At 37.5% G+C, this 18,183-nt stretch carries 13 protein-coding genes; all 13 read left to right on the top strand.

Going from position 1 to position 18,183, the window contains the following annotated elements; translation table 11 throughout:
* The first annotated feature begins 19 nt into the window (after nucleotides 1–19).
* The 13 genes from rplK (at nucleotide 20) to KF896_12260 (ending at nucleotide 18,093) form a co-directional block, all read left to right on the top strand.
* Nucleotides 20–445: a 50S ribosomal protein L11 gene (gene rplK / locus KF896_12320; GenBank protein MBX3044495.1), complete on the top strand. Its 426-nt coding sequence runs from the start codon at nucleotides 20–22 to the stop codon at nucleotides 443–445.
* 31 nt (nucleotides 446–476) lie between these two features.
* Entirely contained in the window at nucleotides 477–1,175 is a 699-nt protein-coding gene (gene rplA, locus KF896_12315) for a 50S ribosomal protein L1 (GenBank protein MBX3044494.1), read from the top strand.
* A 100-nt stretch (nucleotides 1,176–1,275) separates the two neighbouring features.
* Nucleotides 1,276–1,806, top strand: coding sequence for a 50S ribosomal protein L10 (rplJ, locus tag KF896_12310; GenBank protein ID MBX3044493.1), 531 nt, complete (start codon nucleotides 1,276–1,278; stop codon nucleotides 1,804–1,806).
* A 43-nt stretch (nucleotides 1,807–1,849) separates the two neighbouring features.
* Nucleotides 1,850–2,236, top strand: a complete 387-nt coding sequence (gene rplL, locus KF896_12305; protein ID MBX3044492.1) for a 50S ribosomal protein L7/L12 — start codon at nucleotides 1,850–1,852, stop codon at nucleotides 2,234–2,236.
* A 320-nt stretch (nucleotides 2,237–2,556) separates the two neighbouring features.
* Nucleotides 2,557–6,369 carry a DNA-directed RNA polymerase subunit beta gene (gene rpoB, locus KF896_12300; GenBank protein ID MBX3044491.1) on the top strand — a complete coding sequence of 1,271 codons (3,813 nt, stop codon included), beginning with the start codon at nucleotides 2,557–2,559 and terminating at the stop codon, nucleotides 6,367–6,369.
* 103 nt (nucleotides 6,370–6,472) lie between these two features.
* The gene (rpoC, locus tag KF896_12295; GenBank protein MBX3044490.1) at nucleotides 6,473–10,753 is read left to right on the top strand and encodes a DNA-directed RNA polymerase subunit beta'; all 4,281 of its coding nucleotides are present in this window, start codon (nucleotides 6,473–6,475) and stop codon (nucleotides 10,751–10,753) included.
* A 299-nt stretch (nucleotides 10,754–11,052) separates the two neighbouring features.
* Nucleotides 11,053–11,433 carry a J domain-containing protein gene (locus tag KF896_12290; protein MBX3044489.1) on the top strand — a complete coding sequence of 127 codons (381 nt, stop codon included), beginning with the start codon at nucleotides 11,053–11,055 and terminating at the stop codon, nucleotides 11,431–11,433.
* Between the two features lie 5 nt (nucleotides 11,434–11,438).
* Nucleotides 11,439–11,945 (top strand): rhodanese-like domain-containing protein, encoded by a 507-nt coding sequence (locus tag KF896_12285; GenBank protein MBX3044488.1) that lies wholly within the window; start codon nucleotides 11,439–11,441, stop codon nucleotides 11,943–11,945.
* A gap of 12 nt (nucleotides 11,946–11,957) precedes the next feature.
* Entirely contained in the window at nucleotides 11,958–13,157 is a 1,200-nt protein-coding gene (locus KF896_12280) for a sigma-54-dependent Fis family transcriptional regulator (protein ID MBX3044487.1), read from the top strand.
* Nucleotides 13,158–13,265: 108 nt separating this feature from the next.
* Entirely contained in the window at nucleotides 13,266–15,389 is a 2,124-nt protein-coding gene (secD, locus tag KF896_12275) for a protein translocase subunit SecD (protein MBX3044486.1), read from the top strand.
* 29 nt (nucleotides 15,390–15,418) lie between these two features.
* Nucleotides 15,419–16,360: a protein translocase subunit SecF gene (gene secF / locus KF896_12270; protein MBX3044485.1), complete on the top strand. Its 942-nt coding sequence runs from the start codon at nucleotides 15,419–15,421 to the stop codon at nucleotides 16,358–16,360.
* Nucleotides 16,361–16,364: 4 nt separating this feature from the next.
* Nucleotides 16,365–16,718 (top strand): STAS domain-containing protein, encoded by a 354-nt coding sequence (locus tag KF896_12265; GenBank protein ID MBX3044484.1) that lies wholly within the window; start codon nucleotides 16,365–16,367, stop codon nucleotides 16,716–16,718.
* A 100-nt stretch (nucleotides 16,719–16,818) separates the two neighbouring features.
* Nucleotides 16,819–18,093: an adenylosuccinate synthase gene (locus KF896_12260; protein MBX3044483.1), complete on the top strand. Its 1,275-nt coding sequence runs from the start codon at nucleotides 16,819–16,821 to the stop codon at nucleotides 18,091–18,093.
* Nucleotides 18,094–18,183: the final 90 nt, after the last annotated feature.

Raw genomic sequence — 18,183 nt, 5'->3', positions numbered from 1 at the left:
TTTTATAAACTGATTAATTATGGCAAAAAAAGTATTAGGAGCGTTTAAATTACAATTAAAAGCCGGTGAAGCTACAATGGCTCCTCCTGTCGGACCTGCATTTGGTCAACGTGGTTTGAACGGTATGGAATTTGTCAAGCAGTTCAATGGTAAAACTGCAAAACAGCAGGGTACGATTTTTCCCGTTCTTGTTACTTTCTTTAGTGACAAGAGTTTTTCTTTTATTATTAAATCCCCGCCGGCATCAGTTCTTCTGAAGCAAGCAGCAGGTATTAAAAGTGGTTCCAAAGAATCAAACAAAGTAAAAGTTGGAAAAGTAACTACTAAGCAGCTTGAAGAAATAGTTGAAATCAAAAAAGAAGATCTCAACTCATTCGAATTATCTGCTGCTGTCAGCATGATTGCAGGTACTGCAAGAAGTATTGGCTTAGTTGTTGAAGACTAAGATTTATTAACTAAATATTTGTACAAACAAAATGAAGAAAACTGGCAAAAGATATGCGGCGCTTCTGAAAAACTATGATGTTGAATCATCCTATGAGTTAGGTGATGCAGTTAACATAGTCAAGAAGAATGCTACCGCAAAATTTGATGAATCTTTCGAGATATCAATCAATCTTGGTGTAGACCCGAGAAAAGCCGACCAGATGGTAAGAGGTACTGTTTCTCTTCCTCATGGTACCGGTAAAGATGTTCGCGTTCTTGTACTCGCGAAAACACCCAAAGACCAGGAGGCGCTTGACGCGGGTGCCGATTATGCAGGATTGGATGAGTATATTGAAAAAATTAAAGCCGGCTGGGCTGATGTTGACGTGGTTGTAGCGACTCCAGACGTAATGGGTGAAGTCGGTAAATTAGGTCGTATTCTTGGTCCACGCGGTCTCATGCCCAATCCAAAAGTCGGAACAGTAACTTTCGACATTGCAAAAACAGTCGGTGAGCTCAAAGCTGGTAAAATTGAATATCGTGTTGACAAGACAGGAAACATTCATGCCGCTATAGGTAAATGCTCATTCTCCGCAGAAAAAATTATTGACAATGCTAATACATTTTATGCAAGCATTGTTAAAGCAAAGCCTTCTACTGCAAAAGGTAAATATATTAAACACGTTGTGTTTAGTTCAACTATGAGTCCTGCAGTTATTGTAAAGGATTCTACATTCAAACTAGATTAAATTTGTCTATTACGCACTTTAACGGCAGCATGCTTCTCCTTCGGTCAAATTCTGATTGTTGGTTGCTTCCGGGTGTATAAATAATTAATACGGTTACATAATGATAACAAGAGAAAGAAAACAACATATTGTTGACGGGTTGGTTGAATTGCTAGATAATGCCACCGGGGTCTATCTCGTTGATTTTACTTCTATGACTGTAGCGGAATCATATAAATTCCGAAAAGTGATAAACGAAAAAAAACTGGTTTACAGAGTTGCTAAAAATACTCTGATAGACCGTGCTGTGGAAAAAGTTGGTAAATACAGTGTACCTGCTGAAAATCTTATCGGTCAGACCGGTTTGGTAATCAGCTATGATGACCCGACTGAACCTGCAAAAGTCATAAAAGAATTCTTCGAGAAAGGCGATAAGCCAAAACTTAAAGGTGCGTTTGTTGAAGGGCAATATTATCCAGGCTCCGAGCTTAAGACAATTGCAGCACTGCCAAGCAGAGCTGACCTTGTAGCCGGTATTCTGGGCAGTCTTAATTCGCCTGCTTCCGGCATCGTTGGTGCTATAAATGCTGTTATGCGTGATGTTGCATCATTGGTTGAAGAAGTCGCAAAAAAACAAAATAATGCGGCATAAATTAATATAATTTTGTAAATTAAATTTTTTGAGAGATATAAAAATGTCAGAAAAAGTAGAAAAATTAGTAGAAGAAATCGGCTCACTTACACTTGTTGAAGCCGCTGAGCTTAAGAAAGCTTTAGAAGAAAAATTCGGTGTTACTGCAGCTGCTCCAATGATGATGGGCGGTATGATGCCGGCTGCGGCTGCTGAAGCTGCTCCTGCAGCTGAAGAACAAACTGAATTCGATGTAGAATTAACTGAAATAGGCGGAAATAAACTTAATGTTATTAAGGTAGTTCGCGAAATTACAGGTATCGGTCTTAAGGAAGCTAAAGACTTAGTTGAAGCTGCTCCTAAAGTAGTTAAAGAAGCTGCAGGAAAAGACGAAGCTGCAGAGCTTAAGAAAAAACTTGAAGAAGCAGGTGCTAAAGTTACACTTAAGTAGCTTAACACAATATATACAATTGGGGAAGGCGGATATTCCGCCAGCCCCTTTTGTCGTTTAAAAGTTAAAACAGAATTTATAAGTTATTTAATATATTAATCATAGATTTAACTATATTATTTTATTGATGATTACAAAAAAAACATTCAGGGATTTTATGACTTTCCTTTCAATCAGAAAGAAAAGTCATAAAATCCTTTTATTATATCCCAAGCAATTACAGGAGGTGCTCTATGGAACCCGGTGAAAATTTTGAAGAGTTTGAAAATTTAGGCACCAGCGCTTTGTTGGAACATTACAAAGACTATGACAGTGGTGAGATGAAGCTTCTTGAAAGCGATGACGGCATTGTCAGACTTCGCCGTAGAATAAATTTCTCACGCTCTAAAGCTACTTGCGATTATCCTGATCTTTTGAGTATTCAGCTAGATTCATACAAAGAATTTTTACAGGAGCATGTGCCTCCATCCAAACGTCTTAACCTTGGACTACAGGCAGCTTTTAATATCAATTTCCCTATTGAAGATGCTTCTTCAATATTTCAGCTTGATTTTGTTGAGTATTCAATTGAAAAACCTAAATACAGTGAAGATGAATGTCGTGAGCGCGAACTTACGTTTGCAAAACCATTGAAAGCAAAACTCAGACTCTCCAGTAAAGCTGAGAAAGGCTCCGAAGATTACATCGAATCAGTCGAACAGGAAGTTTATTTAGGTAATATTCCTGCCATGACCCCTAGAGGCACGTTTATGATTAACGGAGCCGAAAGAGTAATTGTTACCCAAATTCACCGTTCTCCTGGTGTGTTTTTTGATGATGCAGTGCATCCGAACGGTACAAGAATTTATACTGCAAGAATTATACCTTTCCGTGGCTCATGGATTGAATTTACTACTGATATTCATGATGTAATGTATGCCTATATTGACAGAAAGAAAAAATTCCCTGTTACTACTTTATTACGTGCCATTGGTTTCTCTTCAGATGAGGATATACTACAATTATTTGAATTATCTGAGGAATATGAACCATCAGTTATTGACGAATCCTTCCTTGGAAGGAGAATTGCTTCTGATGTTGTTGATTTAACAACAGGCGAAATCATATCCACACGCGATATGTTCATTACTGAAGAGTTGATAAAGCAAATTAGTGAAACTGAGGTATTACCTCTCAGAATTTATAAGTCTTATGACCCAACTGAAGAGCCTGTCATAGCTAAAACTTTGACTAAAGATACAGCTCGTAATCGTGAAGATGCGCTTGAAGTTATTTATCGTCAGCTTCGTTCCAGTGAACCACCTGATATCGAAACTGCTGAAGCGCTTCTTGATAAACTCTTCTTCAACCCAAAAAGATATGACCTTGGTACTGTTGGAAGATTTAGAATAAACGAAAAATTAGCTCTCAAAATTCCGATTGAAGAAACTACTCTTACTACTGAAGATTTTGTTTCAATTATTAAGCATCTTATTCATTTACATGACAACAAGATATCAGGTGATGATATTGACCATCTTGGTAATCGTCGCGTACGTACTGTTGGAGAGCAGCTTAATTCACAGTTCAATGTCGGACTTTCCCGAATGGCAAGAACTATAAGAGAAAGATTAAGTATTCACGACGGTGAAAATTTAACTCCGTCGGAGCTTGTCAATGCCCGTACAATCAGTTCTGTAGTTAACCAGTTCTTTGGTACAAATCAGCTGTCACAGTTTATGGATCAGACTAATCCTCTTTCTGAACTTACACATAAACGCAGAACTTCGGCTCTCGGTCCCGGTGGTCTTACACGCGAACGTGCAGGTTTCGAGGTGCGTGACGTTCATTATACACATTATGGAAGACTTTGTCCGATTGAAACTCCTGAAGGTCCAAACATCGGCTTGATTTCTTCACTTGCTATGCATGCTCAAATAAATTATTTAGGTTTTATTGAAACTCCTTACAGAAAAGTTGTAAATGGAAAAGTTACTGATGAAATTGAATACTTGCCTGCAGACAAGGAAGACGGATTAATTGTAGTTCCTGCTTCCACACCTACAGACCAGGACGGTAATTTGGTTGGTGAAAAACTAAGAGCAAGACGCTCCGGCGACTTTGTGCTTGTTGATGCATCACAAGTAAATTATATTGATATTTCAACTGACCAGATTACATCACCTGCTTCCTCTCTGATTCCATTTCTGGAACATGATGATGCCAACCGTGCACTTATGGGATCTAATATGCAACGTCAGGCAGTACCATTGCTTCGACCACGAGCTCCGATTGTAGGTACCGGTATGGAAGCAAAAGTTGCCAAAGATTCCCGTACACTTTTGCTTGCTGAAAGAAGCGGTGTAGTAGAATATGTTTGTACTGAATATATAACTGTAAGATATGATGATAATCGTTCAGAAGAAGAAAAATTAGTTTCTTTTGATTATAAAGATGTTGTTACTTATCACATGATGAAGTTCTTCAGAACTAATCAGGATACTTGTATTAATCAGCGCCCTATTGTTTCTGTCGGTCAAAAAGTAATCAAAGGTCAGCCACTTGCTGATGGCGCATCAACAGATAAAGGGGAACTTGCACTCGGACAGAATGTTATGGTAGCATTTATGCCTTGGCGTGGTTATAATTTTGAGGATGCGATTATTATTTCCCGTCGTATGGTAGCCGAAGATATATTTACCTCAATTCATATTGAAGAATTTACACTTCAGGTTAGAGATACTAAACGTGGTGAAGAAGAATTTACCCGTGAAATTCCCAATGTAAGTGAAGAGGCTACTAAAGACTTAGATGAAAGTGGAATTGTAAGAATTGGCGCCAAAATTAATGAAGGTGATATTCTAATTGGTAAAATTACACCAAAAGGTGAAACTGACCCAACTCCTGAAGAAAAACTTCTCAGAGCAATTTTCGGTGATAAAGCCGGTGATGTTAAAGATGTATCGCTTAAAGCAACACCCGGTTTGAAAGGGGTGGTAATAAATACAAAATTATTTACTCGTCGCTTGCTTACTATGGATAAAGATACCCGTGCTTTGGAAAAGAAACGTCAGGACCAAATTACTAAACTTGAAAAAGATACTTTGAAAGCTTTGGATAATGATTGTGTTACTCGTTTATCAAGTATGCTTGATGGTCAAAAAATTCTCGGTTTAAGACTTCAAAATGGTGTATCTGTTTTCAGAGCCGGAAGTAAAATAACTTCAAAGGATGTTTTTGCAAAATATGATGAAGGAATTCTTAAACCTGATATTATTGATACTGATCAGGCGATTTTATCTGATGAAGAACAGAATACAAAACTTGTACAGATGATATCTAATTTCATAAACAAGCGTAATGACGATAAAAGTAATTTCAGAGCTGAAAAGAACAAACTTGCAGCCGGCGACGAACTTCAGCCCGGCATCCTTCAAATGGCAAAAGTATATGTCGCAAAGAAACGCAAACTACAGGTTGGTGATAAAATGGCTGGTCGTCATGGTAATAAAGGTATCGTTTCAAAGATTGTAAATCCTGAAGATATGCCATTCCTGCCCGACGGAACGCCTGTTGATATAGTACTTAACCCGCTTGGTGTACCATCTCGTATGAACCTTGGTCAGCTTTATGAAACAGCACTTGGCTGGGCAGGCGTTAAACTTGGAACATTCTTTGCAACACCAATTTTTGATGGTGCGACATGGGATCAGGTTGGTGATTATCTCGAAAGAGCCGGTTTACCAAGAGACGGCAAATCTGTTCTTTATGATGGCAGAACTGGTGATAGATTTGATGAGAAAGTCACAATTGGAGTAATCTATATGCTAAAACTTGCTCACCTTGTTGCAGATAAACTTCACGCACGTTCGATTGGACCTTACAGTTTAATTACTCAGCAGCCACTCGGCGGTAAAGCTCAATTTGGTGGTCAGCGTCTTGGTGAAATGGAGGTATGGGCACTTGAAGCTTATGGTGCTGCTCATACACTTCAGGAGATGTTAACTATGAAGAGCGATGACGTAGCTGGTAGAGCCAAGATGTACGAAGCTATTGTCAAGGGTGATAATATGCCTGATCCGAATATTCCTGAATCTTTCAACGTACTAGTGCGTGAGTTGCAGGGATTGTGTTTAGATATTCACATTGAATAATACCTTAACATGGCAGAGATTTAATAATCCTTGCAATTAATACTGAAAAAGAATAATATATAATTGAAAACTCATAGATTTAAGGAGTGATTCCATGCAATCAATGTCAATACCGAGGAGAGGATTCAGGCAGATATCCATTAAAATCGCCTCACCGGACGATATTCTTAATCGTTCACATGGTGAAGTTACTAAGCCTGAAACTATAAACTACAGGTCATTCCGTCCGGAAAAGGATGGTTTGTTCTGCGAAAAGATTTTCGGTCCTATTAGAGATTGGGAGTGCGCTTGCGGTAAATACAAAAGAATAAGATATAAGGGTATAGTTTGCGATAGATGTGGAGTCGAAGTTACCCAAAAATCTGTACGCCGCGAAAGAATGGGACATATTATGCTGGCTGTACCTGTTGTACACATTTGGTTTTTGAGAACCTTGCCAAGCAAAATTAGTGCTATTTTAGGTATGCCAACCAAAGATATTGAAAGAATAGTTTATTATGAATCTTATATTGTAGTTCAGCCGGGAAAAACAGGCTTGCAAACCAAAGACTTGCTTACTGAAGAACAGTATTTGGATATTTTGGATTCTCTTCCTAAAGAAGATCAACTTCTTGATGATGAAGACCCAAACAAATTTATTGCTCTCATAGGTGGCGAAGCAGTTAAAGAATTGCTTAAAAGAGTTGACCCCGAAAAGCAATATATAACTTTAAAAGAAATTTTAAAAGGTGAAACATCTCAGCAGAAGAAAGCAGATTTACTCAAAAGACTAAGAGTTCTTGATGCTTTTAAAAACAGTACTAAAGCCAATACTCCTAATGAACCAAGCTGGATGGTGCTTGATGTAATTCCTGTTACTCCTCCTGATTTGAGACCTCTTGTTCCGCTGGAAGGCGGAAGGTTTGCAACCTCTGACTTGAATGACCTATACAGAAGAGTTATAATCAGAAATAACAGACTTAAGAGATTAATAGATATTAAAGCTCCCGAAGTAATTCTTCGTAATGAAAAAAGAATGCTTCAGGAAGCCGTAGATGCACTTTTCGATAATAGTCGTCGCTCAGTTAGAAGTGAATCACAGCGAGCTTTGAAATCTCTTGCTGATACTTTGAAAGGTAAAACAGGTCGTTTCCGTCAGAATCTTCTTGGTAAACGCGTGGATTATTCAGGGAGGTCGGTAATCGTAGTAGGTCCCGAATTAAGAATACACGAGTGCGGGCTTCCAAAGGATATGGCTGTTGAACTGTTCAAGCCTTTTATAATTAGAAGACTTATCGAACGCGGACATGTTAAGACTGTGAAAAGTGCAAAGAAGATGGTTGAACGCAAAACAAATGAAGTATGGGATATCCTCGAAAAAGTGATAGAAGGACATCCTGTAATGCTTAACCGCGCCCCTACACTTCACAGGCTTGGTATACAAGCTTTTCAGCCGAGACTGATTGAAGGTAAGGCAATTCAGCTGCACCCTCTTGTCTGTACCGCATTTAATGCTGACTTTGACGGTGACCAGATGGCTGTTCACGTTCCAATCAGTTATGAAGCACAGCTTGAAGCTATGCTATTGATGCTTGCTCCGCATAATATCATGCACACTCAGAATGGTGATACTATTACGGTTCCTTCTCAGGACATGGTACTCGGGGTTTATTACTTAACAAAACAACGCCCAGGCTGTCTGGGTGAAGGCAAGTCTTTTTCTTCAGCTGAAGAAGTTCAGATTGCCTATGACCAGGCAAAAGTTGAACTTCACTCAAGAATTCGTGTTCGTACTCATGGTCAGAGTATTGAGACTACTGTTGGCAGAGTGATTTTAAATGAAATTGTTCCTGAAGAATTAGGCTTTATCAATGAGCTTTTGACTAAAAACAGACTTCGCCAGATCATCGGTAATTGTTTTAGAAATGCTGGTCTTGCAAAAACTGTTGAATTCCTAGATGCGCTTAAAGACCTTGGATTCTTCTATGCGACAAAAGGTGGTTTATCGGTGAGCATTCACGACGTAGTTATTCCTGACCTCAAAAGAAGTATTATTTTAAATGCTCAGGGTAAGGTTGATAAAATCGAAGAAGCTTACCACAACGGTGTAATCAGTTCAGGTGAAAGATATAACAAAATTATTGATACATGGTCAACTGCTACAAATCTTGTAGCTGACAAACTATATTCTGAAATGCAAAAAGATAAGCAGGGATTCAATACATTCTGGATGATGCTCGATTCAAAAGCAAGAGGTTCAAAAGAGCAGATTCGTCAGCTTGCCGGTATGCGTGGTCTTATGGCTAAACCGAAAAAGTCGTTATCCGGCTCAACCGGTGAATTAATTGAAAACCCGATTATTTCAAACTTTAAGGAAGGACTTTCAATACTTGAGTATTTTATATCTACCCACGGAGCTCGTAAGGGTCTTGCCGATACTGCACTTAAAACAGCTGATGCCGGTTATCTAACCCGACGTCTGCATGATGTTGCTCAGGATGTTATCATTTCTGAAGCCGACTGTGGTACAATTCGTGGTGTTGAAATGACAGCACTCAAAGATGGCGAAGAAGTTAAAGAGCCTTTAACAGAGAGAATTGTAGGACGTACTGCTTTAAGAGACATTATTGACCCGATGACCGATGAATTAATTCTCAGAGGTGGCGGTTTGATTGATGAAGATGTTGCTGCTAAGATTGAATCTACTTCAATTGAATCTGTTTTGATTCGCTCTGTATTGACTTGCGAAAGCCGTAAAGGTGTATGTGCCAAGTGTTACGGACGTAACCTTGCTACCGGTCAGCTTGTTGATATTGGTGAAGCCGTTGGTACTATTGCTTCACAGTCAATCGGTGAACCCGGTACTCAGCTTACCCTTCGTACCTTCCATACCGGTGGTACAGCGGCTCTTGTTGCGTCACAATCTTCTGTTGTTGCTAAGTTTGATGGTATCATCAATTTTGAAAACATCAGAACTATCAGCTATGAAGGAGATGAAGGCACAATAACAATTGCAATCAGCCGTAGCGGCACGATACATATTGTTGATCCTGAAAGTAATAGAACACTTACTAAATACGATGTTACTTATGGTGCTGTACTTTCAGTCAATGACGGTATGCCGGTTAAGAAAGGCAGCGTTATTTATGAATGGGATCCATATAATGCTACAATCATTACTGAATTTTCGGGCAGAATTCGTTATCGCGATTTGTTGCATAATGTTACTTATCGTGAAGTAAACGATGAGCAGACCGGACACATCACTAAAATTGTTATGGATTCAAAAGATAGAACAAAAATTCCTACTATCGAAGTAATTGATGATACCGGAATGGTTCTCAAATCTTACAATATTCCGTCACGTGCTCAGTTGCGCGTTGATGATAATGATATTGTAGGTGTGGGTACGTCTTTAGTCAAAATTCCGAGGGACCTTGGAAGAACAAGAGACATCACCGGTGGTCTTCCAAGAGTAACTGAGCTTTTCGAAGCCCGATCACCTCAGAGTCCTGCGATTGTTTCAGATATTGACGGTATTGTTGCATTTGATAAGATGAAACGTGGTCAAAGAGTTGTTCTTGTCACCTCTCAGGACGGCAAAACCAAAATAGAATACAGTGTTCCTGTGGGCAGATATATTCTTGTTCAGGAAGGTGACTTTGTTCGTACAGGTGACAGATTGACGGAAGGTTCTATAAATCCTCACGACATTCTTAGAATTAAGGGCGCAAACGCTGTGCAGGAATATCTTGTAAACGAGATTCAGGAAGTTTATCGAATGCAGGGTGTGAAGATTAACGATAAGCATATTGAGGTTATCGTGCGTCAGATGCTCCAGAAAGTTAGAATTGTCGAATCGGGAGATTCTTCACTACTTGAAAATGATAATGTTGACCGTCAAAGATTCAATGATGAAAACCAAATTATCAAGAATATGGTTGTAATCTCTGATAAAGGCGAATCAAAATATAGTGAAGGTTATCTGACTCAACGTAAAAAAGTACGCGAAATAAATAATGACCTTAAGAAGAAAAATCTTCGAATTGCAGAGTTTGAACCTGCCGAGCCTGCTATTTCAGAGCCGATACTTTTAGGTATTACACAAGCTTCTCTTACTACTGAAAGCTGGCTGTCAGCGGCTTCTTTCCAGGAAACAACAAGAGTTCTTTCAGAAGCTTCAGTTGCTGCGAAGGTAGACCATCTTCAAGGATTAAAGGAAAATATCATACTTGGACAGTTAATACCTGCCGGTACAGGCTTGAGAGCTTATCAGGAAATGAACTGGACTTCTGATGTTGGTAATATTTTTGGTAAAGCGACTTATTCCAACGACAAAGACCCATTGGCAGATATTTCTGATGAAATTCAGGAAGAAATGGAAGCACATAATATTTCGGTGTAGTATTATTATATAATCTACAATTAAGCCGCTATCTTATAATTTAAGAAGCGGCTTTTTTATGACTTTTTGTCAGGTGTGATTAAAACAAAAGGCAGTATGGAACGTTATATATTATTCAAATTAAGAGGTGTTTTCAACAAGTTTTTTGAAATTTAAGGATATTTTTCTAATAATAAACTAAGGTCAAATAATAATAATGCTTAGGGTTTTCTTTGATTCAATTTGAACTTAACCATTTGACTTGATTTAATTATAAAACTTAAAAGAAAATTATTTGAAAAAGAAACAAAAGAAATTCTATGCAAATTTTAAATCGTATATCAAAAATATTTAAGGCAAATATTAATCAATCTGACTCAGGCTCTTACTCATTTAATAATGAAGATGAAGAGTTAAAAAGAATAATTGATGAGCTGAATTCTGAAAAAGTAAATAATAAAGAAAGAAATCAAAACCGAGAAAATTATTCATCATCGCCATTAAGTAAGTATTATAATATATTGGGATTAAGTCCAAATTCAACTATTGATGATATTAAGAATAATTATAAAAAATTGATGAAAGAATATCACCCTGACAGATTTGCAAAATTTGATGACAATACAAGAAAAAATGCCGAAAGAAAATCTCAGGAAATTAATGAAGCATATACCAAAATACGAAAAGAAAGAGGATTTTAGTAATGATGAAAAATTTCAAAGAAATAATTATTATTTTAGTCGTATCAATTGCTATAGGTCTTTTATATAATAGCTCGCAACCAAAACCACTACCATTGATTTATAAGAAAAAAGAACTGGCACAAATAAGTGACGATTTACTTTTTAATAGTGCCAATGGAAGCTCTTTCAGCTCAGATATATCTTTGAAAGATGAAGCTACTGTAACTTATGAACAGATGCTTAAAATTGTAGCCAGTGATGATTTTGTTATAGTGGATGCCCGTAGTAGCGATTTTCATGAGAAGAATAAAATTGGCAACGCAATTAATATCTTTCCGTATGATGATGAATCGGAAGTAATGAATAAAGTGCTTGACTTGCCAAGTGAAAAGACTATAATAGTATATTGCGATGGTGGGAATTGTGATTCAAGTCATAAAATTGCCGAAATTCTAATTAATTTTGGTTATAAAACGCATATTTATTCCGGTGGCTGGGATGAATGGTCCAAAAAACAAGGTGTTGAATAAAATAATATAGTCATGGAAAATTTTGACAAACAATTTATATCGGAAGTAAAAAAGCGATTTGGAATTATCGGGAGTTCGCCTCAAATAACGATTGCTATCGAGACTTTGCTTCAGGCTGCACCTACAGACTTAACTGTATTGATTACGGGTGAGACCGGAACCGGCAAAGAAGTTTTTGCGAATGCACTTCATGGTCTGAGTAATCGAAAAAATCAGCCTTTCGTTAGTGTAAATTGCGGAGCAATACCAGAGACACTTTTAGAGTCAGAATTATTCGGTAGTGAAAAAGGAGCATTCACAGGTGCTGTCGAGCAGAGGATAGGTTTTTTTGAAACAGCACATAAAGGCACTATCTTCCTTGATGAAATAGGGGAGATGCCTATTGGTACACAGGTTAAATTGCTAAGAGTTTTGGAGTCCGGTCAGTTTTCGAGGCTTGGTTCATCGAGTATGCACAAAGTTGATGTACGGATCATAGCTGCAACTAACAGAGATTTAGAAATTTTTGTGGAAGAAGGCAAATTTCGTCGGGATTTATTTTTTCGATTGAATTCTGTTCATATCAAACTGCCTGTATTGCGAAGTCACTTGCAGGATATACCCGAACTTGTTGACCATTTCGGCAAAAAAGTCTGTAAGAAATTGGGACTTGAATATAGCGGAATCACAAAAGATGCACTGAATATGCTTATGGGTATGCCTTGGCCAGGGAATGTCAGAGAGTTGAAAAACCTTGTTGAGACTATTATTACCCTTGAGAAAGGATATGTAATGACTCCTGAGGTTCTGCGAAAATATATCCCACCGGCACTTCCGGCTTATAATTCCCATGCAACTGTGGAAAATCAGTCACTTGTTTCTGTTTATCGTGATGAAGTTGCGTCAAATGAGTTACTTTTGATTTTCAAAACATTGCTTGATATAAAAAACGATGTAAGCGAAATTAAGCGAAATGTATTCAATTTGATGCTGCAAAGTGACAAAATTTATGATTCTGTAGACAATATTCAAATACAAAATGCTGATGAAATTAATACTCAGGACGATTTAGTGAACAATCTCGATAGTTTGAGGTTAGACGAAATTGAAAAGAGGATGATTGTGCTTGCACTCAAGCGTTCGGGTGGAAATCGAAGGCAAGCTTCCGAATCATTGGGAATAAGTGAAAGGACTCTTTACAGAAAATTGACAGATTTTGGCATTGAAATTTGACATTTTTCAATTTTTTTTTGATTATTCTAAAAAAAGAACATAATTTTGTAGTTCTGTAAAAATCCATTTGAGAAAATAAGTTATTGATGTTTTTAACGGAGTATTTAATTGAAACTAAATTGGGGTAAACTTCTACTGGTTATACTGCCGGTAGTTGCAGCAATAGCTGTGATGATACCAACATATCAGGCTTCACAGCTCGAAACCAAAGAGAAAGAATTTCGCAACAGAGCTTTAAAAGCCGGAAATTCTGAAGATTCTTTAGCAATAATTGAAGAGTTTAGAAGGCTTCACGGACAGGATTTAACTGATTTGAAGAAAAATCAGTTGAAACTTGGACTTGACTTGCGCGGAGGTATGTATGTAACTCTTGAAGCAGACATAGTTAAGCTTATTGAAGAAACAGCTCAATCTGAATCTATTGATGAGTTATTTATTGCTGTAATTAATAAAACTAAGGAAGATGCTGCAAGCACAGACCAGGATGGTTTGGATATCTTCCTCAAGAATTTCAATGAAATTGCCAGACCAAAAGGTAAGTCTTTGATATCTTATTTTGATATCGGTGATTTTAGAGATGCTTCTGAAGAAAAAATTATCGAAAGACTTCGCAAGAATGCAGACGATGCTATTGATCAGGCACAGGAAGTAATCCGTCAGAGAATTGACCAGTTCGGTGTTTCTGAGCCAAATATCCAGAAAGTCGGAACTAACCGAATTATTCTCGAACTTCCCGGAGTTGAAAATCAAGAGCAAATGCGCAACTTGCTTCAGACTACAGCACGTCTGGAATTCAATCTTGTTAAGAACAATGCAGATATCGTAAGAGCATTTACAAGAATTGATAAATTTTTAGCTGAACAGCTAAGAAAAAGAAGAGGCGAAGCACCTAAAGAGCCTACTGCAGTTGAACAAGCGGTTGAATCAATTGATTCTATAACCGTGGCAAGTCAGACGCCTGCAGACACTGCAACAGCTGAATCTGATACAACTGCTTTAGCTGATGGACAAAAGGCAAAAAGTGATACTACAAATCCTTATGAAGGTCTTTCTGAGGATGAAATCAGAAAAAAACATACTGAAGAACACCCTTTCACCACATTATTTGCTACATATTTTGTGCCTCCTCAGGAAAACGCTAGATGGGTAGAGTATTATTATACAACCGATGACGTGCCGACAGAAGGGGAGTTTTCATTCAGAATAATAAAAGATTCTATGGATAGATTCAATGAAATATTGAATCGTCCGGAAATTCGCTCATTCATTCCTATTGATTATAAAATAGTTGTTGAAGCTAAACCTGACAAGAGATTGCTCAAAGAATCCAACGTCGAGGTTTACGAATTCTACAGTCTCAAAAGAGATCCTGAATTAACAGGTGAAGTTATAACTGATGCATTGCAGTCATTCGACCCTACAACAAATGCTCCAATGGTTAATATGACCATGAATGACGAAGGTGCTGACCGCTGGGCAAGAATTACAGGTGCAAATCTTAAAAAAAGAATTGCAATTGTTCTTGACGAAAGAGTTTACTCAGCTCCTGTTGTTCAGGCAAAGATAACCGGTGGCAGGTCGCAGATTACCGGTATGGCAAACATGGAAGAAGCAAGACTTCTAGAAGTAGTGCTTAAAGCAGGTGCTTTGAAAGCTCCTGTTAAGATCATTGAAGAGCGTGTAGTAGGACCATCACTTGGTCAGGATTCTATTAATGCGGGCTTCCGAGCTTCTATGGCAGGTTTGATAATAGTTATTATTTATATGGTATTCTACTATAACAGAGCTGGTTTAGTTGCGGATTTCGCTGTATTACTTAATATCACACTTATCATATCAGTCCTTACAGCACTCAAAGGTACATTGACTTTGCCGGGCATTGCAGGTATAGTATTGACAATGGGTATGGCAGTTGATGCCAACGTACTTATTTTCGAACGTATTCGTGAAGAACTTGCTAAGGGGCGTTCGCTGCGTTCTGCGATTGACGAAGGTTTCGGTAAAGCATTGAGCGCGATTATTGACGGTAATATTACAACCGGTATTACAGCATTCATTCTTCTTGTATTTGGCAGCGGACCTATCCAAGGTTTTGCCACTACATTGCTTATCGGTATTTTGACTACTTTGTTTACAGGTATTTTAATCACCCGTGCATTACTTGAACTTCAGCTTTCCGGCGGCGCTACTAAATTTAGCTTCGGACAGCCTAAAGAAACTGCAACTGCATAATTAGGAAATTATTTAAGTAAGGAAATAAAATGCAATATTTTAGTAAAACAGATATAAACTTTGTAGGTGTAAGAAGAACTTTTGCTATGATTTCAATGATACTTGTTATACTTGGACTTGTCGCAACTTTCATTCTTAAACCGGTTTTGGGTATTGACTTTAAAGGTGGAGCAGAAATTGCACTTAATATTAGTGGCAATCCTTCAATTGGTGATGTTAGAGATATCATTGCAAATGCCGGAATCAAAGGTGCAGAAATTAAATCGTTCGGTGATGCAAATTCATTTTTAATCAGGATAATGGATGTTGAAGAAGGTCCCGACATGATTAATGAAGCATTGAAATCAGGTTTTGCAAGCGAAACTATTACTATGCTGAAAGTTGACAAAATTGGACCAAAAATCGGTGCCGAGCTTTTCACTGAAGCGATTTGGGCTATTATCATTGCCGTAATTGCGATTCTCGTGTATGTAGCTTTCAGATTTGAATTTAATTTTGGTGTAGGAGCAATTATAGCTCTTGTTCATGACGTTGTGCTTACATTCTCCACAATTGTTGTTGTTCATCACTTAGGACTTGTTGACCTCGAACTCAATCAGGCAATACTTGCAGGTATGCTTACGGTTGTTGGTTACTCTATCAATGATACAGTAATCATATTTGACCGTATCAGAGAAAATATCGAAAAGCATAAAGGTATGAATTATATTAAGATGATTAATATGAGCCTGAATGAAACCTTAAGCCGTACAATTAATACCACAACTACAACAATTATGGTATTATTGGTCTTATTTATTTTTGGCGGTCCGGTACTCCAAGGGTTTGCTTTTACTATGTTCTTTGGTATAGTTTACGGTACATACTCATCTATTTACATATCAAGTAATTATGTAATATGGAGACATGAAAATACTGATAAACAAACAAGTGATTCAAAAAGTAAAAAAATAGCTACTGCTAAGGCATAAAATCATGATAAATCCGGAATATAAAATAAGTAATTTTAGCGAAAAACCTAATGCTGCATCTGTAAAATTAGTTCAGTCAGTGCTTGGTGGAAATGATGCTTTGTTATTTACAAGTATTTTAAATGAACTTACAGCTTCCGGGAAAAACTGTATTATTATTGATGCCGGTGAGGTTCAGTTGATGAACAGCACCGGTATCGGTATGCTGGCTAATGCACATTCCAATTTAACCAAGAATGGATACACAATGATGATTGTCAATATACCTGAAAAAATAATGAAACTTCTTGCAATGACACATTTGGACAGAGTTTTCAAGATTTATCCTGATTTAGAATCCGCTTTGAAAAATTGCTGATTCTACAATTAAATTGATTTTGAATATTTTCATTTGTAATTTGTATTCCAATTAATTTAAAAACAATCTCAATTTATTCTAATTTCTTAGAGTTTAAACTATGGTTAATTTAGTTGTCGGTTCCCAATGGGGCGATGAGGGAAAAGGTAAAATAGTTGATTTACTCAGCAAAGACCATGATATAGTTGCCAGATATCAGGGAGGAGCTAATGCCGGTCATACAATTGTAATTGACGGTAAAAAGTACGTTCTGCATCTGATTCCTTCCGGAATATTGAATGATGGTGTAAAGTGCGTTATCGGAAATGGAGTTGTTATTGACCCTATTGCATTAACAAACGAAATCCAAATGCTTTCTGAACATGGTATTGATGTTAGTGGAAGACTATTCATAAGCCACAAAGCCCACTTAATTATGCCATACCACAAAATGCTTGACCAGTTACGTGAATCCTCTGATGTCGCTAATGCTATTGGTACGACCGGTAGAGGTATTGGACCTGCATATATTGACAAAGCCCGCAGGCTTGGGATAAGAATTGTAGATTTACTCGACCGAGAATACTTTGAAGAAAAATTGAGACATAATATATCTGAACATAATAATGTTCTGACAAAAGTTTATGGCTCAGATGCATTGGATACCGAAGAAATTGTTGAAACATATTTAAAATTTGACAAGTTGATTGACCCATATATTACAGATACTACTTCTTATGTTAACTATGCTCTAAAAGACGGGAAAAAAGTGCTTGCTGAAGGTGCTCAGGGTGCTTTGCTGGATTTAGACCACGGCACTTATCCTTATGTTACAAGTTCAAATCCGATTGCAGGTGGCGCTTGCACAGGTCTTGGAATATCGCCAACGGCAATAAATAATATCATAGGCATAACAAAAGCTTATTGCACAAGAGTTGGGCACGGTCCTTTCCCGACAGAGCTTGACGATGATATGGGTGAATACCTCAGAGAGAAAGGTGCTGAGTTCGGAGCTACTACAGGAAGGCCCAGAAGATGTGGCTGGCTTGATTTGTTTGCATTAAAATATTCTGTTATGATAAATGGAATTGCTAACATTGCATTAACAAAACTTGATGTCTTGAATGAACTGGATGAACTCAAAATCTGCACTGCTTACAAAATCAATGGCAAGTACCTGAAGTATTTTCCGGTTGATTTACCATCTCTGAATAAGATAGAATGTGAGTATATAACAGTAAAAGGTTGGAATTCTTCACTTGATGGTATAAGAAATTATGACCAGCTTCCTGAAGAAGCTAAGTCTTATTTTAAAATAATTGAAGATTTTACGGTTGCTAAAGTAAGTATTATTTCTACAAGTCCCGATCGCTCTGATACAATTATCAGACAGTAGATAACAAGCAGTATATTTTAATTCAATTTTTTTACAATATTTTATAATTCATTCGTTAATTGCCGTTTATGAATTATATAATATATATAA

It is taken from the genome of Ignavibacteriota bacterium, assembly GCA_019637995.1.
GTDB lineage: Bacteria > Bacteroidota > Ignavibacteria > Kapaibacteriales > UBA2268 > JANJTB01.
The sequence above is the reverse complement of the archived record's forward strand: the minus strand, read 5'-3'. Positions and strand labels throughout refer to the sequence as shown.

Excerpts from the sequence above, each read along its gene's own strand:
- KF896_12285 (MBX3044488.1), top strand. The coding sequence starts at position 11,439 with ATGAAAAATTTCAAAGAAATAATTATTATTTTAGTCGTATCAATTGCT.
- rpoC (MBX3044490.1), top strand. The coding sequence starts at position 6,473 with ATGTCAATACCGAGGAGAGGATTCAGGCAGATATCCATTAAAATCGCC.
- KF896_12260 (MBX3044483.1), top strand. The coding sequence starts at position 16,819 with ATGGTTAATTTAGTTGTCGGTTCCCAATGGGGCGATGAGGGAAAAGGT.
- rplK (MBX3044495.1), top strand. The coding sequence starts at position 20 with ATGGCAAAAAAAGTATTAGGAGCGTTTAAATTACAATTAAAAGCCGGT.
- KF896_12265 (MBX3044484.1), top strand. The coding sequence starts at position 16,365 with ATGATAAATCCGGAATATAAAATAAGTAATTTTAGCGAAAAACCTAAT.
- rplA (MBX3044494.1), top strand. The coding sequence starts at position 477 with ATGAAGAAAACTGGCAAAAGATATGCGGCGCTTCTGAAAAACTATGAT.
- rpoB (MBX3044491.1), top strand. The coding sequence starts at position 2,557 with ATGAAGCTTCTTGAAAGCGATGACGGCATTGTCAGACTTCGCCGTAGA.
- rplJ (MBX3044493.1), top strand. The coding sequence starts at position 1,276 with ATGATAACAAGAGAAAGAAAACAACATATTGTTGACGGGTTGGTTGAA.
- secF (MBX3044485.1), top strand. The coding sequence starts at position 15,419 with ATGCAATATTTTAGTAAAACAGATATAAACTTTGTAGGTGTAAGAAGA.
- KF896_12280 (MBX3044487.1), top strand. The coding sequence starts at position 11,958 with ATGGAAAATTTTGACAAACAATTTATATCGGAAGTAAAAAAGCGATTT.
- KF896_12290 (MBX3044489.1), top strand. The coding sequence starts at position 11,053 with ATGCAAATTTTAAATCGTATATCAAAAATATTTAAGGCAAATATTAAT.
- rplL (MBX3044492.1), top strand. The coding sequence starts at position 1,850 with ATGTCAGAAAAAGTAGAAAAATTAGTAGAAGAAATCGGCTCACTTACA.